This window comes from Litorivivens sp. (assembly GCF_041625495.1).
Lineage (GTDB): Bacteria > Pseudomonadota > Gammaproteobacteria > Pseudomonadales > Spongiibacteraceae > Litorivivens.
In genome coordinates, this window is sequence record NZ_JBFJTH010000026.1 from 13,699 (window position 1) to 31,334 (window position 17,636).

The following is a 17,636-nucleotide window of genomic DNA, read 5'->3' on the forward strand; positions in this document are numbered from 1 at the left end:
ACCACGTCACACCGGGATAGCTCGTGTATAATCGCCGCTTTGTAAATTTACCCAAAGGTTTTTTTGCGCATGGAGTCTTTCATCGTATTTCTTGGCCAACAGTGGATGCTGGTTGGTGCCCTGATGGTCTGTATTCTGATGCTGGTGTTTCACGATTCCAAAAAAGCGGGCGCCACCTTGAGCCCTCAGGGTGCAGTTAACCTGATTAATCGGGAAAACGCGGTGGTGGTGGATTTGCGCGATGCCAAGGAATTCAAGGCTGGCCACATACTCAATGCCATCAACATCCCCTACAGCGCGTTTGATAAGCGGGTGTCTGAGCTGGAAAAACACAAGGAAAAGCCGCTGGTACTGGTTTGTAAGATGGGACAGCACTCCGGTGCTATTGGCAAAAAGCTTGCGGCCCAGGGCTTTACCGGTGTACGCCGAATGAGTGGCGGCATGATGGAATGGCAGAACAGCAACCTGCCGCTGGTCAAGGAGTGAGCCATGGCCAGGGCGAAGATTTATACCACGCGGTTTTGCCCCTATTGTGTTCACGCCAAGCAGCTTCTGCAGCACAAGGGTGCGCAGTTTGACGAGGTGGCAGTAGACGGCGACCGCGCCATGCGGGCCAAGCTGGTTGAAATGAGTGGTGGCAGCACCACGGTGCCGCAAATCTGGATAGGCGAAACCTATGTTGGTGGTTGTGATGAGCTGGTGGCGCTGGAGCGGCGCGGGCAGCTGGATCAGCTGCTGGCATCTTAACTTTTCATAGCATAACAACAGGATCTGACATGGCTGACGCACAGCAGACTTTTGCTCTACAACGTATATACCTGAAAGACGCTTCCCTGGAATCGCCCGCTAGCCCGATGGTGTTTACCAAAAGCTGGAAGCCTAAATTCAAGGTAGACCTGAATACCCGCAGCGCATTTATCGCGGAAAAAAGCCACGAAGTGGTGCTGACGGTTACTCTGACCGCTGAGCTGGACGATGAAAACGTGTTGTTGATTGAAGTGCAGCAAGCAGGTTTGTTCGCTATCGACGGGATTGAAGGTGACACCCTCAAGCAGGTCTTGGGAATCGCATGTCCGAACCTGTTGTTCCCCTACGCGCGCGAAGCGGTAGATTCTATGGCGCTGAAGGCCGGAGTGCCGGCCATTGGCTTGCAGCCTGTCAACTTTGAAGCGCTGTTCCGCGAGGCTCAAAAACAGGCCCAGGCTCAGGCGCAAGCCGCTCCCTCTGAAGCCAAGCACTGATTGAACAACCCAGGGGGTGGCCGCCCTGCCTGCAGGGCGCGCTACATCCCCTTTATGCTGCCCTCTCGGCGCGGGTCGGCGCCACCTTCGATAAACCGGTCATCGATCCAGATGGCGTGCAAACCGGAGGTCTGATCCCGCACTTTAACGGGATGGCCGAGTGCTTCGAGCTGCTTGATTAGCGCCGGTGTAGCGTGTCCTGCTTCCAATTCCAGATCATCTCCCATGGCAACAACATGTGGTGCTGCGATGGCCTTTGCCACGGGTTCGCTGTTTTCCAATACGTCCCAGATGCTGCGGGCCACGTAGTCGATGATGCGCGAACCGCCGGGGGAGCCGATTACCAGTCGCGGCTTGTCCCCGTCAAACACGATCGTGGGCGCCATGGATGAGCGGGGCCGTTTGCCCCCTGCCGGTGCGTTTGCTACCGGGCCGCTGGCATCGGAGGGCACAAATGAAAAATCGGTGAGCTGGTTATTCAGCAGAAAGCCACCAGCCATGATGCGTGAACCGAAGGCGGTTTCAATGCTGCTGGTCATGCTCACGATATTGCCGTAGTCGTCCACGATGGAGACATGGGTTGTCGACGGCAGTTCAGGTGAGCTGCTGGTGACAAAGCTGATAGTTCCCGAGCCCGGTGGTACCCCGTGGGAAACACGGGCCATGCGTTGTTGTGTCTTGATCAGGCGGCTGCGACGTTTCAGGTAGTCGTCGTCAATCAAACCGGCTGTTGGTACGGCGACAAAGTCGGGGTCACCGATGTAGTGGTTGCGATCGGCGAAGGCAAGCCGGGAGGCCTCGGCAAAGCGGTGTGCCTGATCGGCGCGGGAATCCTTGTAGCTAGCCACATGCTGCAGGGTGCCGAGTATGGCGGCCACGGTGGTGCCGCCTGACGACGGCGGCCCCATGCCGCAGATACGGTACTGGCGGAAGTTGCCGCACACAGGATCGCGTTCTTTGGCGCGATAATTCTTCAGGTCTTCCTCGCTGAGCAGACCGGGTCGGTTCGGGTCATTCTGCACGGCATCTTCGATAGCATCTGCCACTGGCCCGCGGTAAAAGCCCTCGCTACCCTTGCGGGCGATACGCTCCAGCGTTTTGGCGTAAGCGGGATTTTTCAGCAGCGTGCCAACCGGCTTGGGGGTTTTACCGTCGTTCTGGAAAAAGTACTCAGTTATGTCGGGATTTACCGCCAGCTTTGGCATTTTCTCCAGCAGCGTGTACAGCCGAGGAGAAATCAAAAAGCCTTCGTTGGCCAGTCCAATAGCCGGTTTGAACAGGGTAACCCAGGGCAATTTTCCATGGCGTTTGTGTAGGCTTTCCAGAACGGCGATAACACCAGGTGTACCCACCGAGTGGCCGCCAATAACGGCATCGAAAAAGCCCATCGCTTTGCCGTCCTGCAGAAAGTGCTGGGGTTTCAGCGCGGACGGTGCCGTTTCACGCCCGTCCCAGCTAGTGAGCTTCTTGTTGTCAGCGTCCCAGTGCAGGATAAAGGCGCCGCCGCCAATACCAGATGATTGCGGCTCTACCAGCCCGAGTACCAGCTGGGCAGTGATGGCGGCGTCTACTGCGCTGCCGCCCCAATCGAGTATTTTCTGGGCGGCGTCGGTGGCGTAAGGGTTGGCGGTAACTGCCATGTGCTTTACGCCAATGGCATGTTTGATATCCGTGGTGCCGGAGGCGGCTTCCGGCACGATATTGGGGTCGCTGGCATAGGCCGTTGCGGGCAGAAAAGCGAGGGCACACCAGCCAACGACGGCGGTTATCAGGGCGATCGGTGGTTTGTACATCATCATTCTCCTGTTTGGCCGTCGCTATCCTTGCGCGGGGATGCTTGTGGTCTCGAGGCTTACAGCTGCTGTATGGCGATGTATTTTGCTCTGAGTTCGTCCTGACTCTCTGCGTGATTTGGGTCGAGTGGAATACAGTCTACCGGACAGACCGTTTGACACTGGGGCTCGTCAAAATGACCAACGCACTCTGTGCAAAAGTCCGGGTCGATCTCGTAAATTTCTTCGCCCTGATAAATGGCATTGTTAGGGCACACCGGTTCGCATACGTCACAGTTGATGCATTCGTCGGTGATGAGCAGCGCCATAAATTAGTCGAACTTGCCGTTCAGGGCTTCCAGTACATGGGGCGGCACAAAGCGCGACACATCGCCGCCCATTGAGGCCACCTCGCGCAGCAGTGATGATGAAACGTGGGACAGGCCTTCGCCGGGCGTCAGGAAGAGAGTTTCCACTTTCGGGTTCATTGCCCGGTTCATGCGCGCCAACTGCAGTTCGTACTCGTAGTCGGCAACCGCACGCACGCCGCGTAGGAAGGTGTAGCAGTCTAGCTTCTCGGCCAGGTCAATGGTCAGCCCCGTAAAGCTGACGTACTCCATGCCGGGTATGTCAGAAAAGCACTTTCGGCACAATTCTATGCGCTGCTCGAGGTTAAAGAGCGGCTTTTTCTTCTCGCTTTGGGCAACCGCAATAATGATACGATCGAAAAGTTTGCTAGCGCGACGCACAAGATCAACGTGGCCGAGAGTGATCGGATCAAAAGTGCCGGGGTATATGATGGACGCCATAGTGTGACTGTCTGCTACCGATTCCATGGGTTGGCAATGTTAGCACGTCGCCGCCAGCAGCCAAAATGCCCGATTTGAACTCGAGCGCTAACGTTTTTGACAGTTGGGGCAAAATACCGTGGCGCGTTGGCCGAGTCGGACTTCCTTAAGTACGGCTGTACAGCGCAGGCATTCCAGGCCGCCGCGACCGTATACCGACAGTTCCTGTTTGAAGTAGCCGGGCTTACCGTCACCGCCAAGGAAATCTTTTAGCGTAGTGCCGCCCTGAGCGATGGCTTCGCTGAGTACCTGTTTGATCTCGTCTGCCAGTCGCTGATAGCGCGGACGCGATACCTTGCCGGCGGCCAGTTTGGGGTGAATGCCGGCTCGAAATAGCGCTTCGTTGGCGTAGATATTCCCCACGCCGACCACAATGCGTCCGTCCATAATGAACGTTTTTACGGCGCTACTGCGCTTGCGCGAACGCTGATACAGCAGTTCGCCGTCAAAATCGTTGGACAGTGGTTCCGGGCCGAGGTGATCCAGCAGCGCATGACCACTTTCGTTGAGCGCTAACCAGTGTACCGACCCGAATCGGCGGGGGTCGGTATAGCGCAGCGCCTGGCCGTTGCTCAATTCCCAGTCGATATGGTCGTGAACACCAGCGGGCGTGCCGGTAGGTACAAAATACAGTCGGCCGGACATGCCCAGATGTACCATCAGCCGACCCTTGTCGGTTTCAATCAGCAGGTATTTGGCGCGGCGCGTTACCGCGATTACCCGAGCGTTGGCGGCAAGTGCTGGCAGGGCATCGTCCACGGGCCAGCGCAGACGCGAATCGCGGATAATGGTGTTGATGATCTGTTGCTGGCGCAGGGGGGCTTCTATCCCCCGGCGCACGGTTTCTACTTCGGGTAATTCCGGCATCTATAGGTACGTCTGTATTTCGTTACGACAGCAGCTTGGCCAGGCGTTCCACTTCCTTGATGTCGGCGGTGGCGGGGACCAGCTGTATTTCCTCAGCGCCCAATGCCTCAATGGCTTTAATACCGTCGACAATGGCTTCTGGCGTGTGCATTTTCATGGTCTTGGCGACGGAGCGAGCCTCGTCTTCCCCAAATATTTTCAGGTAGTCGAACACGTAGTCCTGCAGGGCTTTATCTGCGCCGTCAGCCAGAGAATACCAGAATCCACCCATCAGATAGGGCTTTTCTGTGCGGCCAGATTCGGCCCAGGCATCGGTAGCAGAATCAAAAAAATGTTTGATCAGGTCGGCGTTACCGTCCATCGCAAAGCCGTAGAGTCCGTCTGCCCATTTGGAGACCCGTTTGATACTTTTCGGGCCCATGGAGCCGGCCAGAATAGGCGGGCCGCCGGCCTGCACCGGGTCTGGGCCAACAATATCTGCACCTTCAAAGGGGGCTTCGCCTGCCCAGATGCGTTTCATCTCGGCGATCTGATCATCCATACGCTGAAAACGGTTTTTGAAAGACGCGCCAACGGCCTTGTAGTCGTCTTCGCGCCCGCCCACACCGACAGTGACCGTCACCCGGCCCTCGGAAATCACATCGAGCGTAGCCAGCTCTTTCGCCGCCCATACCGCATTGTGCATAGGCAGTACGTAGAGTGAGGGCACAATGCGTACGCGTTCGGTGACAGCCGCTGCTGCTGCCAGGAAGTTGCGCATTTCATAGGTGTAACCCGTGATGCGTTCACCACAGGACAGGCTGTCGAACGGGCCGTCATCAATGGCGCGACACCAGTCGAGCAGGGTTTTGCGGGTAATACCGCGTTTCATGTAGGGAATGCAGATACCGATTTTCATGGGGTCACCCTGATTGTTATGGTGGAAAAGGCGCATTGTAGGCAGCTCGCCGTGCAAGTGCTGCTGCAGGCGATAAAAGCTGCGGCAAAGTATGGATGATTGTACTCGTTGTTACCTTTGCAGGCTCTGATCGGGTTCTATACTCGTAGAACAGGCCTGTAGACAAGGTGTTCGCTTGCAGGGCAAGCTTCAATGACAAGAAGACGGATTGCGCGGAGAACGGCATGCTGGATGGATTGATATACGCCTTTGTATTTGATGGCGAAGGTGGTGCCAGAGAGCTCAGCGGTGACGAAATAGATGGCTGGAGTGCAGATCAGGGAACGCTTTGGCTCCATTTCGATTACAGCAAGGCTGGGTCTCAGCACTGGATAACCGAAAAGAGCGGCCTTGACCCTATCGCTGTATCGGCGCTGCTGGCGGATGAAACCCGCCCGCGTGCGTCAGTGTCGGGTAACACCCTGTTGATGTCGCTGCGCGGGGTTAATATGAACCCCGGCGCGGACCCGGAAGATATGGTCTCCATTCGGCTCTGGTCTGATGGGCAGCGGGTTATTTCCTCCCGCCGTCGGCGTCTGCTGTCGGTAGACGATATTATTGGTGAGGTGCGTGGCGGAAACGCGCCCTTCAGTGCTGCAGATTTCATTGCATTGCTGGCGTCGCGTCTGACCACCCGGATGCACGATGCAATCGAGGAGCTGGAAGAAGATGTATCGCTGCTGGAAGAATCAGTGTTGACAGAAAGTCGCCAGGTCATGCGCGCAGAGCTCTCTGCCCTGCGTCGCGAATTGATTGCGCTACGCCGTTACATAGCGCCGCAGCGCGAAGCGCTGAGTCGCATTCAATTGGAGGCTCCTAAATGGTTTGACGATATGCAACGTCTGCGCATGCGTGAAACGTCCGACAGGATGATGCTGTATATCGAGGTTCTCGACAGTGTGCGAGAGCGCGCTGCGGTCACTCAGGAAGAGTTGGTTAATCAGATTTCCGAGGAATCAAACCGCCGCATGTATGTACTCTCGATTGTGGCTGCAATATTTTTACCGCTTGGTTTTTTTACGGGCTTGCTTGGGATAAACGTTGGCGGTATGCCGGGCGCTGATGAGGCTCTTGCATTCTGGTTGGTATGCGGCATTTGTGTGACGGTAGTGGTCTGGGAGATTTGGCTGTTCAGGAAGAAACAGTGGCTGTGATCGTTTGCTGAGACGTGTTGCCTATAGTGTTTTAATGACTTGGGGAGTGGTGATTAGTTCGCCTGTGGGCAGGCTCCTACCTGAAGACAGCGGTAGGAGCAGAATGTTAAAAATTATTTTTCCAGCGATTTTATAAACGCATTTGATTCCGCGATCGATTTTTCCATCGATTTGATCAGCGCCTCAACGTTGCTGTTAACCGAACGGTATTCACCCTTCAGTGCGCCAATGGCGGATGCATTCAAGTTGTGCTTTAAGTACAGCGTGTTATCGCGCAAGGCGTCCAGTACGGGATTGAGCGATTTTTCCGAGGTGCGCATGGCGCGGATTACCTGCTGGTAACCGCGTTTCGTGTCGCGCAGTTTGTGTTCGCTGTCAGCGCGAAAGCGCTGGTTGGTGTACTGGTCGAGTTCCTCTTCCCATTCGTCAAACAGTGCTTCAGCCACTGACTCCACTTTGTTGATTCGGTCGCGGATATGTTCGGCGGCTTCTTCGCTGTCGTTATAGGCTGCTTGCAGTTTGTCGTACTGATCTTCCAGTTCTCCGCCGTCGACGTTGATCACTGAACGGAACTGTTCAAGGGCATTGCGAAATTCCTCTTGCCCATCTTCCTGTGCCCGCTGCACATCGCCAATGCGGTCGGCGAGAATTTCCCGTTTGTGAACGCCAAATTTCTCCATGGTGTTGAGGTAGGCTGTTTCGCAGCCGCTGATCAGTGTTAGCAGGGTAATCGCAAATAAAATGCGCATGGGCTTACCTCTGTTTCTGTTGTTGATGGGCTAAGGTTTGACCTGTATGCAGGCCACTAGATGATGTGTTGCGCCTGGTTTCAGGGTGCGTGCGTCCTGATCGGCGTTAGCGGTTTCGACGCAGACCATGTTGCGGTAGCCGTCCTTCCCCATATCGCCAAGGCGTAGGGATTTCTCGACCCACGGGTTCCAGACTACCGCACTTTGGCTGCCCGTGCCGCTTATGCTGATAACCCGTTCCAGTCCGGGATCGTGAATGCAGATTTCGGCGTCCACATTTTGGTAGACGCGATCCAGTTCGCCGCTGAAACGAATGGGGCCGCGCTGCAGGCAGGTGCTATTGTTGTTAACGGCATCGCGGAAAGGCTTGTCTTCCAGCCCTGTGATCTGAATGTCTCCAATATCGGAAATTGCGAAGTAGCTGTGCAGGGCGCTGCTGACGGTAGCGCTTTCCTGGCTGTTGTTGGTTGTCGTGAGCTGTACCTTTAATGAGTCGCCGACGCTGATCTCGAGCTCAAGTGACAATTCGGGCTGGTAGAAAGTCTGATCGAATTCGCTAAGGCGAAAACGCGCCAGGCTTGCGTCGCCGACCCGCGTCAGAGCGGTAAGTTGCCAGTATCGGTTTCGTACAAAACCGTGGGCTGGTTTGTCGCTGTCGTTGGGGTGTGGCCCAAACCAGGGCCAGCACAGCGGGATGCCGCCGCGTATCGATTTGCCCTGTTGAAAACGCGCGTCGTCGCTGAGCCACAGAACATCTTCCTGGGCGGCGGGGCAGTAAGACAGTAATTGAGCGCCGTAAACTGACACGGTTGCCTGTGTGTTGCCATCGATCAGGTGGAGCAGCGGAAAGCCGGCTCTCGATTCTGAAAAGTGCCAGTGGGGCGATTCGGGGAAAAGCTGTCGAAGGGTATCTGCGCTTTGCATAGGTTGACTGTTTCCGGGTTCAGTCAAAGTATGCACTGGCGACGTTGCGAGGTGCAACGTCGCCCTGTGTTTTAGAAGTGTTTGCGCACCTCAACGCCAAACCGACGCGGATCGCCGTACGTCTGGAAGAAGGTGGCAACGGAGTCGGCAACGGCCGCGATGCCAATATCGTAGCGCTCATCAAGTGCGTTCTTAACAAAGGCGGCCGCAGTTAGGTCGCCTTCACGGTTCTGCCAGCTCAGCCGCAGATCAACCACGCTGTAGGCTGATTGGCCGGCGTTGTCTTTGTTTTCTTTGTAGACAGTGTGGGCGCCGTCATCCAGCCCGTAGTACACGTCGCTTTTGTAGCTGTAATCCAGGCGTGGCGTAAAAATGCCCACGTCGGTGTCGAGTGAGTATTGAATGCCAAACGATGCCGTGGTTTCTGGCGACACAGGGAAAGTCTCGTCGCTTCGATCTACGGTAACCTGTTGCCCCAGCGCCGCTTGCAGCAGGTCGTTGTCGTTGAATTCGGTAAACTCGTAATCGTTGTGGCTGGCAGAAAAATTGATCATCAGACCGGGGCTGGGCATCCACTGGGTTTCCATTTCAATCCCGCGGATCGCGGATTGCCCCGCATTTTGGTATATCACCACCAGGTTATTGTTGGAGTCGGCGTCTACTTGAATCAGCTGCTGGTTGTCGAAATCCATATCGTAGGCCGCCATGTTAAAACGCAGCGAGCGGTTGAAAGCTTCCAGTTTGAAGCCGATTTCCCGGTTCTCTACTTCTTCCGGTTCTACCTGTTGCAGACCATCCACGCCTTTGGGTTCAAAAAAACCGGATTTGAAGCCGCTGCTCCAGGTGCCATAGATCATAAAACTGTGCCAGTGCTCAGGCAGAGATTCTTCCGGGAACTGGTAAGAGAGCGAGGCCATCGGCGTGGTCTTTTTAAAGGTATTGTCCTTCTCATCTGTACGGAAGGGCTCGGCGGCATAGGGAAAATCGTGAATGCCGTCGCCGTCTACGTCTGGGAAATAGCTCATGGCGATGCCAACCGGATCTTGAGCCCAGACACCGTTAAACACGTAGAAACCGCTACCGCCGGCGAAGTCCGGGGTAAAGCGGCCGGTCTGCAGCAGGCGCTGACCTACGGCATTGCGGTCGGTGCCGCGCACTTCCAGGTCGGATTGACGGCGCTCGGCGGTATAGCGAATACCCAGCGTCAATTCCAGTTGCTCGGTCATGTCCCAAGAGCCCTGGAAAAAGTAAGCCTGGGTGAAATTGCGCAGACCGAAATCCGAGTCCAAGCGAGGGTCAACCAGAATGCCCACCAGTGGAACTGTGCCACCGGGTGAAGGCTGCGGCGGGCGAGCGCCGCCCAGAACAAAGGGTACGGTTTGGGCGTCGAGGCCGTTGAGCGAGTTGATCAGGGTAAAAATTTCGGTGTTGGTTTCTTCCATCACGAAGGCGCCACCGGTGTAGGTGACCGCGCCGTCAAACAGGGTGCCGTTCAGCTGCAGCTCAAAACTGTAGGACTCGCGCTCGCCATCATCGGTGGTGAAGGATTCATTGAAATTCTGGGGGCCGCCGTCCTGATCCGAACTGATCAATGGCCCTTTGGTTTCATTGCGTGCACCGACGACAATTTTCATCGACAGGTCGTCGCGCAATTCCCAGTCCAGCGTGGCCGCCGCCAGGTAGGTATCGAGCTTACGGTCCATCATGTTGTTGGGGCCCATATTGCTCTTCAGATCGCCCAATCGCTCGCGGGAGTTGCTGCGGCAATTCTCTTCGTAGGCCGTGGGGTTGCTGGGGTCGGTATCGCCGGGCCAAGCCAGGTAGAGGCCGCGTACCAAAACGGCATCGTCACCATTGATCGAGGTGCAGTATGAGCCCGGCAGACGTTCGTCGATTTTGCCCACATAGAGCAGGGTGTCCAGCAAGGCGCTGGCGCTGATCTCCCAGCGCAGTTGCCCCATTAAAGAGAGGCGCCCTTTGGATGTGTTGGTTTCATCTTGGGAGTCGTCTTCAAAAAAACCTTCGTCTTTCAAATAGTTGAAAGCAACGCGGCCGAACACGTTGTCAGTGAAGGGTGTATTGTAGGCGCCGCGAAACTGATGTCGGCCATAGTTGCCGAGCGAGCCAAACAAGTAGCCTTCGGTTTCTGCCTTGGGCTTTTCCAATGTGAGTACCATGGCGCCGCCGGTGGTGTTCTTGCCGAACAGGGTGCCCTGAGGGCCACGTAGCACTTGAATGTTCTCCACATCGACGGTGTCCATCAGGTGGCCGTCGGCGCGAGGTAGAAAGATATTGTCTAGATAGACTCCTACGGTGGGGTCAACCCGGGCAAAGGCGGCACGTTGGCCAATGCCGCGAATGTAGATCAAGTTGGATACGCTCTCGGTAATCTCAACGCTGGGCACGCTTTTGGTCAGTTCCCCGATGTTGACGATGCCGCGCTCTTTCAGTTCCGCGCCGCTCAAGGCGGTGACGGCGATGGGGGTTTCCTGCAGTGATTCGCGTCTGCGTCGGGCGGTAACCAATACTTCTTCGAGGCTGTTGCTGACTTTTTTGGTCTGTTCGTTGGTGGCAGGTGGGGGGCTACTTTGAGCGAAGCTGGTCAGTGGGGCGATCATGCCGGCGCACAGCACACTAGCCAGTAAAGCTACTGGATTCTTCATACTGCCCTCTTTTGTTTGTTATTAGTTATTAGGCTAAAACTATGGCTGTTCAGCGCGCCCGGTGCAACTGTTTTGGTTGATTTGTGATCAGCGGCGGGCGAGGGAATAGCCTGCCGCGCAGGCAGGCTCTATGCATCATGCGAATGGGTGAGGGAGTTTTACACCTATCTGACAGCGCCGCGCTGGCGCAAATCAGCTATGTCTTTTTCGTCTTTTCCGAGAACGTCTTTCAGGATGGTGTTGCTGTGCTCACCCAGTTTGGGGCCGGGCCAGCGGGTACTGCCGGGGGTTTCCGAGAGACGCGGAGTGATGGCTGGAATATGAACAGTGTCATCGCCCATGGGTACTTCCTCAAACAGGCCGCGGGCCTGAAAGTGCGGGTCGTTGAACATATCCTCTACATTGTAGATGGGGCCGACGGGCACGCGCGCGCCTTCCAGGGTAGCTATCACCATTTTTGATTCGTGACGGGAGCACCAATCTGCCAGCGCCTTGTCGATGGTGCGTTCGTGGATTACCCGACCTGCGTTGTCGGCCATGGCGGGGTCGTCAGCCATATCCTGGCGCCCAATGGCGGTCATCAGGCGTTTGAAGATGGAGTCGCCGTTGCCGCCAATCACCACAAACTTGCCGTCTTCGCAGCGGTAGGTATTGGTCGGCACAATGCCGGTGACTGTGGTGCCCGACGGCTGGCGAATGACGCCGGCGCCACTGTACTCGGGGATCACGCCTTCTAGCAGGTTAAACATGGATTCGTAGAGGGCCACATCGACTACCTGACCGCTAGCCCTGTTACGCAGTTTGGCGGTGAGTGACATCAGAATTCCAATAACCGCGTGTAGTGAGGCAATGCTATCGCCAATGCTCAGATTGGGGCGCACCGGGGCTTCGTCAGGAAAGCCGTTGAGAAAACGAAAGCCGCTGATGCCCTCGCACACCGAAGCAAAACCGGGCTTTTTCGCGTAGGGGCCGGTTTGGCCGTAGCCGGAAATGCGGGTGTAGATCAGGTCTGGATTGGTGGTTTTCAGGTCATCGGGACCCAGCCCCCAATCTTCCATAACGCCTGGGCGGAAGTTTTCTATCAGTACATCGCATTCATTTGCGAGCTCTTTTACCAGCGCCCTGCCGTCTTCGCTTTTCAGGTCAATCACGATGGATTTTTTATTGCGCCCCAGGCTGTACCACCACAGGGCGGTGTCGTCTTTGACGATGCGCCAGCGGCGTATCTGATCGCCTTCCGGTGGCTCTACCTTGATGATCTCGGCCCCAAAGTAGCCAAGGATGGATGCGGTAAAGGGCCCGGCCAGCAATTGGCCCAGCTCCAAAACACGAATGCCCGCCAACGGGCCCGGGTTGCTCTGTTCAGTCATTGGGGTTCTCCTGTGAGCGCTGCAGTTTAATCAGCGCGGCGCAGGATGGCCACCGTTGCGGAATATGTGGAAACGCAATAGGGGACCAGGTAGGTCAGCCCCATTTGCAGGTAATTGCGCGCTGTGGCGCTGCCGTCCAGCAGGGCGGGCAGGTGGTTTATCGCAATGAGTAGGGTGCCGACCAGCAGAGCCACTTTTGTGGCCGTTGCGACAATCGGTGGGGATAAAGCCGTCGCTATAAACGGCTTCACGAGCGATTGCCCGAGGGTTTGAAAATGGCGTAGTTGCCGCTGGCCTTTGCCACCAGTTTGCCGTCCAACGTCAATTCGGATTCTAGGTGGGCGATCTTTTTGCCGCGATGCACCAGCCGGGTCTGGCAGACGACATCACCGCTGAAGACCGGAGCAAAGTAGTTCATCTTGATTTCAATGGTGGCGCACAGCTCGCCTTCGGCGAGGGAGGGGTAGAGGGCGGCACCCATGCCGGTGTCTGCCAGCGCATATAGCACGGCGCCGTGGGCGACCTGATGGGGGTTGAGCAGATCCGGGGTGATAGTGAGGTTAAGCTCGCTAAAGCCGGCATCCTGGCGGGCAATGTTTAGGCCTATTAGTTCGCCAAATGGGTTTTTCATTGTGCCTTCTCAGTCTGTGTATTTTTGCCTTTTGTAACACGGTTTCAGGGCTTGAGTCGATATACCCCTGGGGGTATATTGGTGGGGTGACCGAACAGAGTAAATGCCATGACTGACTGGTTTGAGAAAAAACAGGAAATGCAGAACCGGCTAAAGCGGGCCGAAGGCCAGTTGCGCGGCGTGCAGCGTCTGATTGAAGAGGAAGAAGAGTGCGAAAAAGTGGTTCAGCAGCTCGCGGCGGTGCGCAAAGCCTTGGACAAAGTGTTTTACAAAGCGGTGACCTGTGCGCTTGAGCGCGAACTCGATGGGCAGCTTGTTGATATCAGTCGCATCGAAAAATACACACAGTTATTGGCGAAATACGCTTAGTTATGCTGGCGCTGCTATTTGGTGTGATTGTTGGGTTGGCCCTAGGGCTTACAGGCGGAGGCGGATCATTGTTCGCCATCCCTCTGCTGGTATATGGCCTGGGCTATTCCATGCAGCAGGCTGTGCCCATGAGTTTGCTGATTGTAGGCATTACCTCTGCGGTTGGAGTGCTCGCTGCGCTGCCATCCAAGCGTATTTCTTTTAAACCGGCGTTGGTTTTTGCCGTATCGGGCATGTTGATCACGCCGTTTGGAATACAGCAGGCTATGCGGTTGCCTCAGGCGCTGGTGTTGATGCTGTTTGCGGTGCTGGCCTTGTTAATTGCGAGCTATATGTGGCGTCGTTCGCTGCGAGCGCCTGAAGAGGCGAGTGTGGTGCGCGCATCGTTTATGCGTGAGAACGCGACGGCCCTCTGCCGATTCAGTGCGGATGGCTGCTTTCGCATTAATGGCCCCTGTGCTGCTGGATTGGCGGTCGCTGGTGCGGCGACAGGATTTTTGTCGGGCTTGTTTGGTGTCGGTGGCGGTTTTCTGATTGTGCCGGCGCTGATGATGATTACCCAGCTCAGTATTCAATCGGCGGTAGCTACGTCTTTGTTAACCATCAGTGCGATCAGCTCCGGTGGTGTGGTGTCTTCACTCGTGCAGGGTGTTCATTTTGATTGGGCCACCGCGACGCCTTTCATTGCCGGTGGTATCGGCGGCTTGAGTCTTGGCTTTGCAGTGGCGAAACACCTGTCAGGCGCCGTTCTGCAGAGGGTTTTTGCAGGGCTCATTATGGTTACGGCAGTTTTTATTATTCTGCGCACAATGCATGAAGGAGGTATGCTGTGATTTTTCGACAGTTGTTTGACGCAGAGTCTGGCACCTATACCTATTTGTTAGCAGCCGAGAATATCGGTGAGGCATTACTGATTGATCCGGTGGTGGATAAGGTGGATCAGTATCTGCAATTACTGCGAGAGCTGGATCTCACCTTAAAATATGCAGTAGATACACATACTCACGCGGATCATATTACGGCACTGGGAGCCTTGCGTGATAAAACGGGCTGTATCACGGTGATGGGTGAGTACACTCAGGCCGATTGTGTGTCCCAGACGATTGCCGACAACGAATTGCTGCAATTTGGCGACCTTCGATTACGTGCACTGTTTACCCCAGGGCATACCAATGAGTCGTTCAGTTTTTATCTGGAGGCCGGGGGAGAGCGCTGCGTGTTTACAGGCGATTGCCTGTTGATCCGAGGCAGCGGGCGCACTGATTTTCAGGGTGGAGACGCCGGGCGGAGTTATGACTCTATTACCCAGCGACTGTTTTCACTTCCGGACGAGACTTTTGTTTACCCTGGTCATGATTACAAAGGCTGGACGCGTTCCACCATTGCCGAAGAAAAAGCCAATAATCCTCGGCTCGCCGGTAAGAGTCGCGACGAATACATTGAAATAATGAACAATCTCAACCTGCCAGACCCAAAGATGATGGACATTGCCGTGCCTGCCAACCTGGCTTGCGGTAAAACCGACTTCAGGAGGTAACCATGGAAACCAGTTTTACTCCAATAGCATCGCTGCTCGGCGGTGTGATGATAGGCTTGGCGGCGTTGCTGCTGCTTTGGCTGAACGGCAAGGTCGCCGGCATTTCAGGGATTGTTGGTACAGCGCTTACCGACTTCGGTGCGGCATCGCGCTGGCGCTGGAGCTTTATTGTCGGGCTCCTCGCTGGCGGCGGTATTGCGCTGTACCAATGGGTCGGCGTGAGTGAAATTGCCCTGCGCGCCTCCATACCGGTGTTGATCGTAGCTGGTCTGCTTGTTGGCTATGGCACTCGGCTGGGCTCCGGTTGCACCTCTGGTCATGGAGTGTGCGGTATTGGCCGACTGTCGCCGAGATCCATCGTCGCCACCTGCGTCTTTATGGGTGTGGCCTTTGCGACCGTGTTTGTACAACGTCATCTGCTGGGAGGCTGAGTATGAAAGAATTGTTGGCGGCTCTGGTCGCAGGGCTATTGTTTGGTGTTGGGCTGGCAGTATCCGGCATGTTGATTCCGGACAAGGTGCTCAATTTTCTGGATATCGCCGGGCACTGGGATCCAAGCCTGGCATTGGTGATGGGGGGCGCGCTGGCCGTAACCGTGCCCGGCTACTACCTTGTTACCCAGCGGCCTCGTCCATTGTTGGTATCCAGTTTCAGCCTACCTACCAGTACCGCTATTGACGGCAAGTTGTTGGCGGGTGCAAGTCTGTTTGGTTTGGGCTGGGGCTTGAGCGGACTCTGCCCGGCGCCGGCGCTGGTAAATATTACGACGGGCTTTGTTGATGTGCTGGCGTTTGTTGCTGCCATGCTCGTGGGTATGCTGCTACATAAAACGCTGCACAGGGCCTGAGCAGGACGCGGTGTTGCCGGCAACGCAGCAATGGGGCTAGAGTACTAGGCTTTGCATTAAACGGACGCGGATATGGCTCATCGGCCCACCCTGAAGCAACTTAATTACCTGTGCGCTGTGGCGAAGTTCCGCCACTTCGGGCAGGCGGCTAAATCCTGTCACGTATCCCAACCCACCCTGAGTGCAGGCATTGCCGAGTTGGAAGATAATCTCGGCGTAACGCTGGTTGAGCGCGACAACAAAAATGTGTTGCTTACCGACATTGGTCACTCTGTTGTTGCCCGTGCGCAGCGCATCCTCACGCATGTGGACGATCTTGTATCGCTTGCGGAATCGGCGGGGAAACCCTTTACCGGGAGTTTGCATCTTGGTGTGATACCTACCATTGCGCCCTTTCTGTTACCTCAATTTTTACCTCGGTTTCGAAAAAAGTATCCGGATTGCCAGCTGTTTATTCGCGAAGATCTTTCCGCCAATCTCCTCGAGCGCCTGCGGGCCGGTGAGCTGGATGTGGTCTTGCTGGCCTTGCCATACCCTACCGAAGGGCTTGATGTAGAACACCTGTTTTACGACGAATTCCTACTTGCCTACTATGAGCAACACCCGCTGGCAGAGAAAACACCTTTGCTAAGTCGCGATTTGCAAGGCCGTGATGTGCTGTTGTTGGAAGACGGTCACTGTCTGCGCGATCATGCGCTGGAAGCCTGTCGTCTCAGTGAGCGCGACGTAACCGCGCCTTATCAAGCCACCAGTCTGAATACCATTGTGCAAATGGTGGCTAACCAGATCGGTGTAACACTATTGCCGAAGATGGCATTGGACGGAAAAATTCTGGCCGGCACACAAGTGAAAACCCGCGGGTTTGATAAAGAAACCGTACAGCGTTCTATCGGTTTGGCGTGGCGAAAGCACAGCCCGCGCAGGGACGAATTTTTACTGCTGGGCGAATTTATCGGTCAGCAAAAACGCACCTGAAAATCGGGGTCGTATCGGGTATTTTTTAAACAGCATGCGCCGTGTTCCCCGTCAGTCTATTCGCTGCATTATCTGTATCAGATTGCCGCAGGTATCATCCAGCACGGCAAACTTCACATTGCCCGAGGCAATTGGCGCTTGGGTGAATTCAACGCCGAGTTTCTGAAGGCGCTGATATTCTCCTTCCACGTCGTCAACCTCAAATGAGGTGAATGGGTAGCCATCTTGTTTTAGCGCATGCTGGAGCACCGGAGCAGCTGAGTGATCGTTTGGTTCAAGCACCAGTTCGACGCCATCGGGCGCCTGTGGTGACACGACGGTCAGCCACCGATGCTCGCCGACAGGCACATCACTTTTTTTTATGAAGCCTAGTTTTTTTGTGTAGAAATCAAGCGCTTTTTCCTGGTTCTCGACAAATACACTGGTAACCCAGATTTTCATTGTTGCACCGCCTTATTATGCTTGTTCGCTCTATTGCGAGGATTTTTTATTCCGCTTGCAGGCTTATGTTTGTTCCGGGATTGGGCACAGCTATACCGATATCGGCCAATGCTTCAGTTACCAGTTTGCGCATAAGCACATCGTGTGCTGCGGTGTTGGCGGCCAGCAGCGCGCTTTGTGACTCGAATATGTAGACGACCTTTAGTGACTGCGGGAATCGTTGGTAATCAACGTAATGAGTCAGCCACTTAAACCCCGGAATTTGTTCAAGAGCTTGTTCGCACGCATCGGTTAGAGCCAGACGAATTGCA

Annotated in this window: 23 protein-coding genes; 10 read left to right on the plus strand and 13 right to left on the minus strand. The window is 55.4% G+C overall.

Annotation, left to right across the window (positions count from 1 at the left end):
- The first annotated feature begins 69 nt into the window (after positions 1 to 69).
- Genes ABYP39_RS04935 through secB form a run of 3 tightly spaced genes read left to right on the plus strand, consistent with a single transcriptional unit; the run spans position 70 to position 1,241 of the window.
- On the plus strand, positions 70 to 486 hold the full coding sequence (locus tag ABYP39_RS04935) for a rhodanese-like domain-containing protein (RefSeq protein WP_372747743.1): 417 nt from the start codon (positions 70 to 72) through the stop codon (positions 484 to 486).
- A 3-nt stretch (positions 487 to 489) separates the two neighbouring features.
- Positions 490 to 747, plus strand: coding sequence for a glutaredoxin 3 (grxC, locus tag ABYP39_RS04940; RefSeq protein ID WP_372747744.1), 258 nt, complete (start codon positions 490 to 492; stop codon positions 745 to 747).
- Positions 748 to 776: 29 nt separating this feature from the next.
- On the plus strand, positions 777 to 1,241 hold the full coding sequence (secB, locus tag ABYP39_RS04945) for a protein-export chaperone SecB (RefSeq protein WP_372747745.1): 465 nt from the start codon (positions 777 to 779) through the stop codon (positions 1,239 to 1,241).
- Positions 1,242 to 1,282: 41 nt separating this feature from the next.
- Here secB and ggt read toward each other — a convergent pair whose 3' ends face one another.
- From ggt to ABYP39_RS04970, 5 genes are all read right to left on the minus strand, one after another.
- Complete coding sequence (gene ggt, locus ABYP39_RS04950) at positions 1,283 to 3,034, minus strand: gamma-glutamyltransferase (RefSeq protein ID WP_372781398.1); 1,752 nt, start codon at positions 3,032 to 3,034, stop codon at positions 1,283 to 1,285.
- Between the two features lie 59 nt (positions 3,035 to 3,093).
- Complete coding sequence (locus ABYP39_RS04955) at positions 3,094 to 3,342, minus strand: YfhL family 4Fe-4S dicluster ferredoxin (RefSeq protein WP_372747747.1); 249 nt, start codon at positions 3,340 to 3,342, stop codon at positions 3,094 to 3,096.
- A 3-nt stretch (positions 3,343 to 3,345) separates the two neighbouring features.
- Complete coding sequence (gene coaD / locus ABYP39_RS04960) at positions 3,346 to 3,822, minus strand: pantetheine-phosphate adenylyltransferase (RefSeq protein WP_372747748.1); 477 nt, start codon at positions 3,820 to 3,822, stop codon at positions 3,346 to 3,348.
- Positions 3,823 to 3,909: 87 nt separating this feature from the next.
- Positions 3,910 to 4,728 carry a bifunctional DNA-formamidopyrimidine glycosylase/DNA-(apurinic or apyrimidinic site) lyase gene (gene mutM, locus ABYP39_RS04965; RefSeq protein WP_372758451.1) on the minus strand — a complete coding sequence of 273 codons (819 nt, stop codon included), beginning with the start codon at positions 4,726 to 4,728 and terminating at the stop codon, positions 3,910 to 3,912.
- 22 nt (positions 4,729 to 4,750) lie between these two features.
- Positions 4,751 to 5,626, minus strand: coding sequence for an LLM class flavin-dependent oxidoreductase (locus tag ABYP39_RS04970; protein WP_372747750.1), 876 nt, complete (start codon positions 5,624 to 5,626; stop codon positions 4,751 to 4,753).
- Between the two features lie 224 nt (positions 5,627 to 5,850).
- Between ABYP39_RS04970 and ABYP39_RS04975 the strand changes: the two genes are divergently transcribed.
- Entirely contained in the window at positions 5,851 to 6,819 is a 969-nt protein-coding gene (locus tag ABYP39_RS04975) for a zinc transporter ZntB (protein ID WP_372747751.1), read from the plus strand.
- Between the two features lie 113 nt (positions 6,820 to 6,932).
- On the opposite strand, the gene ABYP39_RS04980 is transcribed toward ABYP39_RS04975, so the two are convergent.
- From ABYP39_RS04980 to ABYP39_RS05005, 6 genes are all read right to left on the minus strand, one after another.
- Positions 6,933 to 7,568, minus strand: a complete 636-nt coding sequence (locus ABYP39_RS04980) for a DUF2959 domain-containing protein (RefSeq protein WP_372781400.1) — start codon at positions 7,566 to 7,568, stop codon at positions 6,933 to 6,935.
- A gap of 30 nt (positions 7,569 to 7,598) precedes the next feature.
- Entirely contained in the window at positions 7,599 to 8,492 is an 894-nt protein-coding gene (locus ABYP39_RS04985; RefSeq protein WP_372781402.1) for a D-hexose-6-phosphate mutarotase, read from the minus strand.
- 71 nt (positions 8,493 to 8,563) lie between these two features.
- A complete protein-coding gene (locus ABYP39_RS04990) occupies positions 8,564 to 11,155 on the minus strand; it encodes a TonB-dependent receptor (protein WP_372781404.1) in 2,592 nt (863 codons plus the stop codon).
- Between the two features lie 164 nt (positions 11,156 to 11,319).
- Complete coding sequence (locus ABYP39_RS04995) at positions 11,320 to 12,525, minus strand: CaiB/BaiF CoA transferase family protein (protein ID WP_372747755.1); 1,206 nt, start codon at positions 12,523 to 12,525, stop codon at positions 11,320 to 11,322.
- A 26-nt stretch (positions 12,526 to 12,551) separates the two neighbouring features.
- Positions 12,552 to 12,776: a nitrate/nitrite transporter NrtS gene (nrtS, locus tag ABYP39_RS05000; RefSeq protein WP_372764610.1), complete on the minus strand. Its 225-nt coding sequence runs from the start codon at positions 12,774 to 12,776 to the stop codon at positions 12,552 to 12,554.
- Positions 12,773 to 13,156, minus strand: a complete 384-nt coding sequence (locus ABYP39_RS05005; protein WP_372759356.1) for a PaaI family thioesterase — start codon at positions 13,154 to 13,156, stop codon at positions 12,773 to 12,775. The genes nrtS and ABYP39_RS05005 overlap by 4 nt, the downstream gene beginning before the upstream one ends.
- Before the next feature lie 108 nt (positions 13,157 to 13,264).
- Here ABYP39_RS05005 and ABYP39_RS05010 point away from each other — a divergent pair, with 108 nt between their 5' ends.
- From ABYP39_RS05010 to ABYP39_RS05035, 6 genes are all read left to right on the plus strand, one after another.
- Positions 13,265 to 13,525 carry a metal-sensing transcriptional repressor gene (locus ABYP39_RS05010; protein WP_372749996.1) on the plus strand — a complete coding sequence of 87 codons (261 nt, stop codon included), beginning with the start codon at positions 13,265 to 13,267 and terminating at the stop codon, positions 13,523 to 13,525.
- Positions 13,526 to 13,527: 2 nt separating this feature from the next.
- The gene (locus ABYP39_RS05015; protein ID WP_372749997.1) at positions 13,528 to 14,358 is read left to right on the plus strand and encodes a sulfite exporter TauE/SafE family protein; all 831 of its coding nucleotides are present in this window, start codon (positions 13,528 to 13,530) and stop codon (positions 14,356 to 14,358) included.
- On the plus strand, positions 14,355 to 15,062 hold the full coding sequence (locus tag ABYP39_RS05020; protein WP_372749998.1) for an MBL fold metallo-hydrolase: 708 nt from the start codon (positions 14,355 to 14,357) through the stop codon (positions 15,060 to 15,062). The genes ABYP39_RS05015 and ABYP39_RS05020 overlap by 4 nt, the downstream gene beginning before the upstream one ends.
- A gap of 2 nt (positions 15,063 to 15,064) precedes the next feature.
- On the plus strand, positions 15,065 to 15,493 hold the full coding sequence (locus ABYP39_RS05025) for a YeeE/YedE family protein (protein WP_372749999.1): 429 nt from the start codon (positions 15,065 to 15,067) through the stop codon (positions 15,491 to 15,493).
- Positions 15,494 to 15,495: 2 nt separating this feature from the next.
- Entirely contained in the window at positions 15,496 to 15,909 is a 414-nt protein-coding gene (locus ABYP39_RS05030; RefSeq protein ID WP_372750000.1) for a DUF6691 family protein, read from the plus strand.
- Between the two features lie 72 nt (positions 15,910 to 15,981).
- Positions 15,982 to 16,884 carry a hydrogen peroxide-inducible genes activator gene (locus tag ABYP39_RS05035; protein ID WP_372750001.1) on the plus strand — a complete coding sequence of 301 codons (903 nt, stop codon included), beginning with the start codon at positions 15,982 to 15,984 and terminating at the stop codon, positions 16,882 to 16,884.
- 51 nt (positions 16,885 to 16,935) lie between these two features.
- Here the strand turns inward: ABYP39_RS05035 and ABYP39_RS05040 are convergent, their stop codons facing one another.
- On the minus strand, positions 16,936 to 17,325 hold the full coding sequence (locus tag ABYP39_RS05040; protein WP_372781406.1) for a VOC family protein: 390 nt from the start codon (positions 17,323 to 17,325) through the stop codon (positions 16,936 to 16,938).
- 46 nt (positions 17,326 to 17,371) lie between these two features.
- A partial coding sequence (locus ABYP39_RS05045) for a hypothetical protein (RefSeq protein WP_372781408.1) occupies positions 17,372 to 17,636 on the minus strand: 265 nt, incomplete at its 5' end.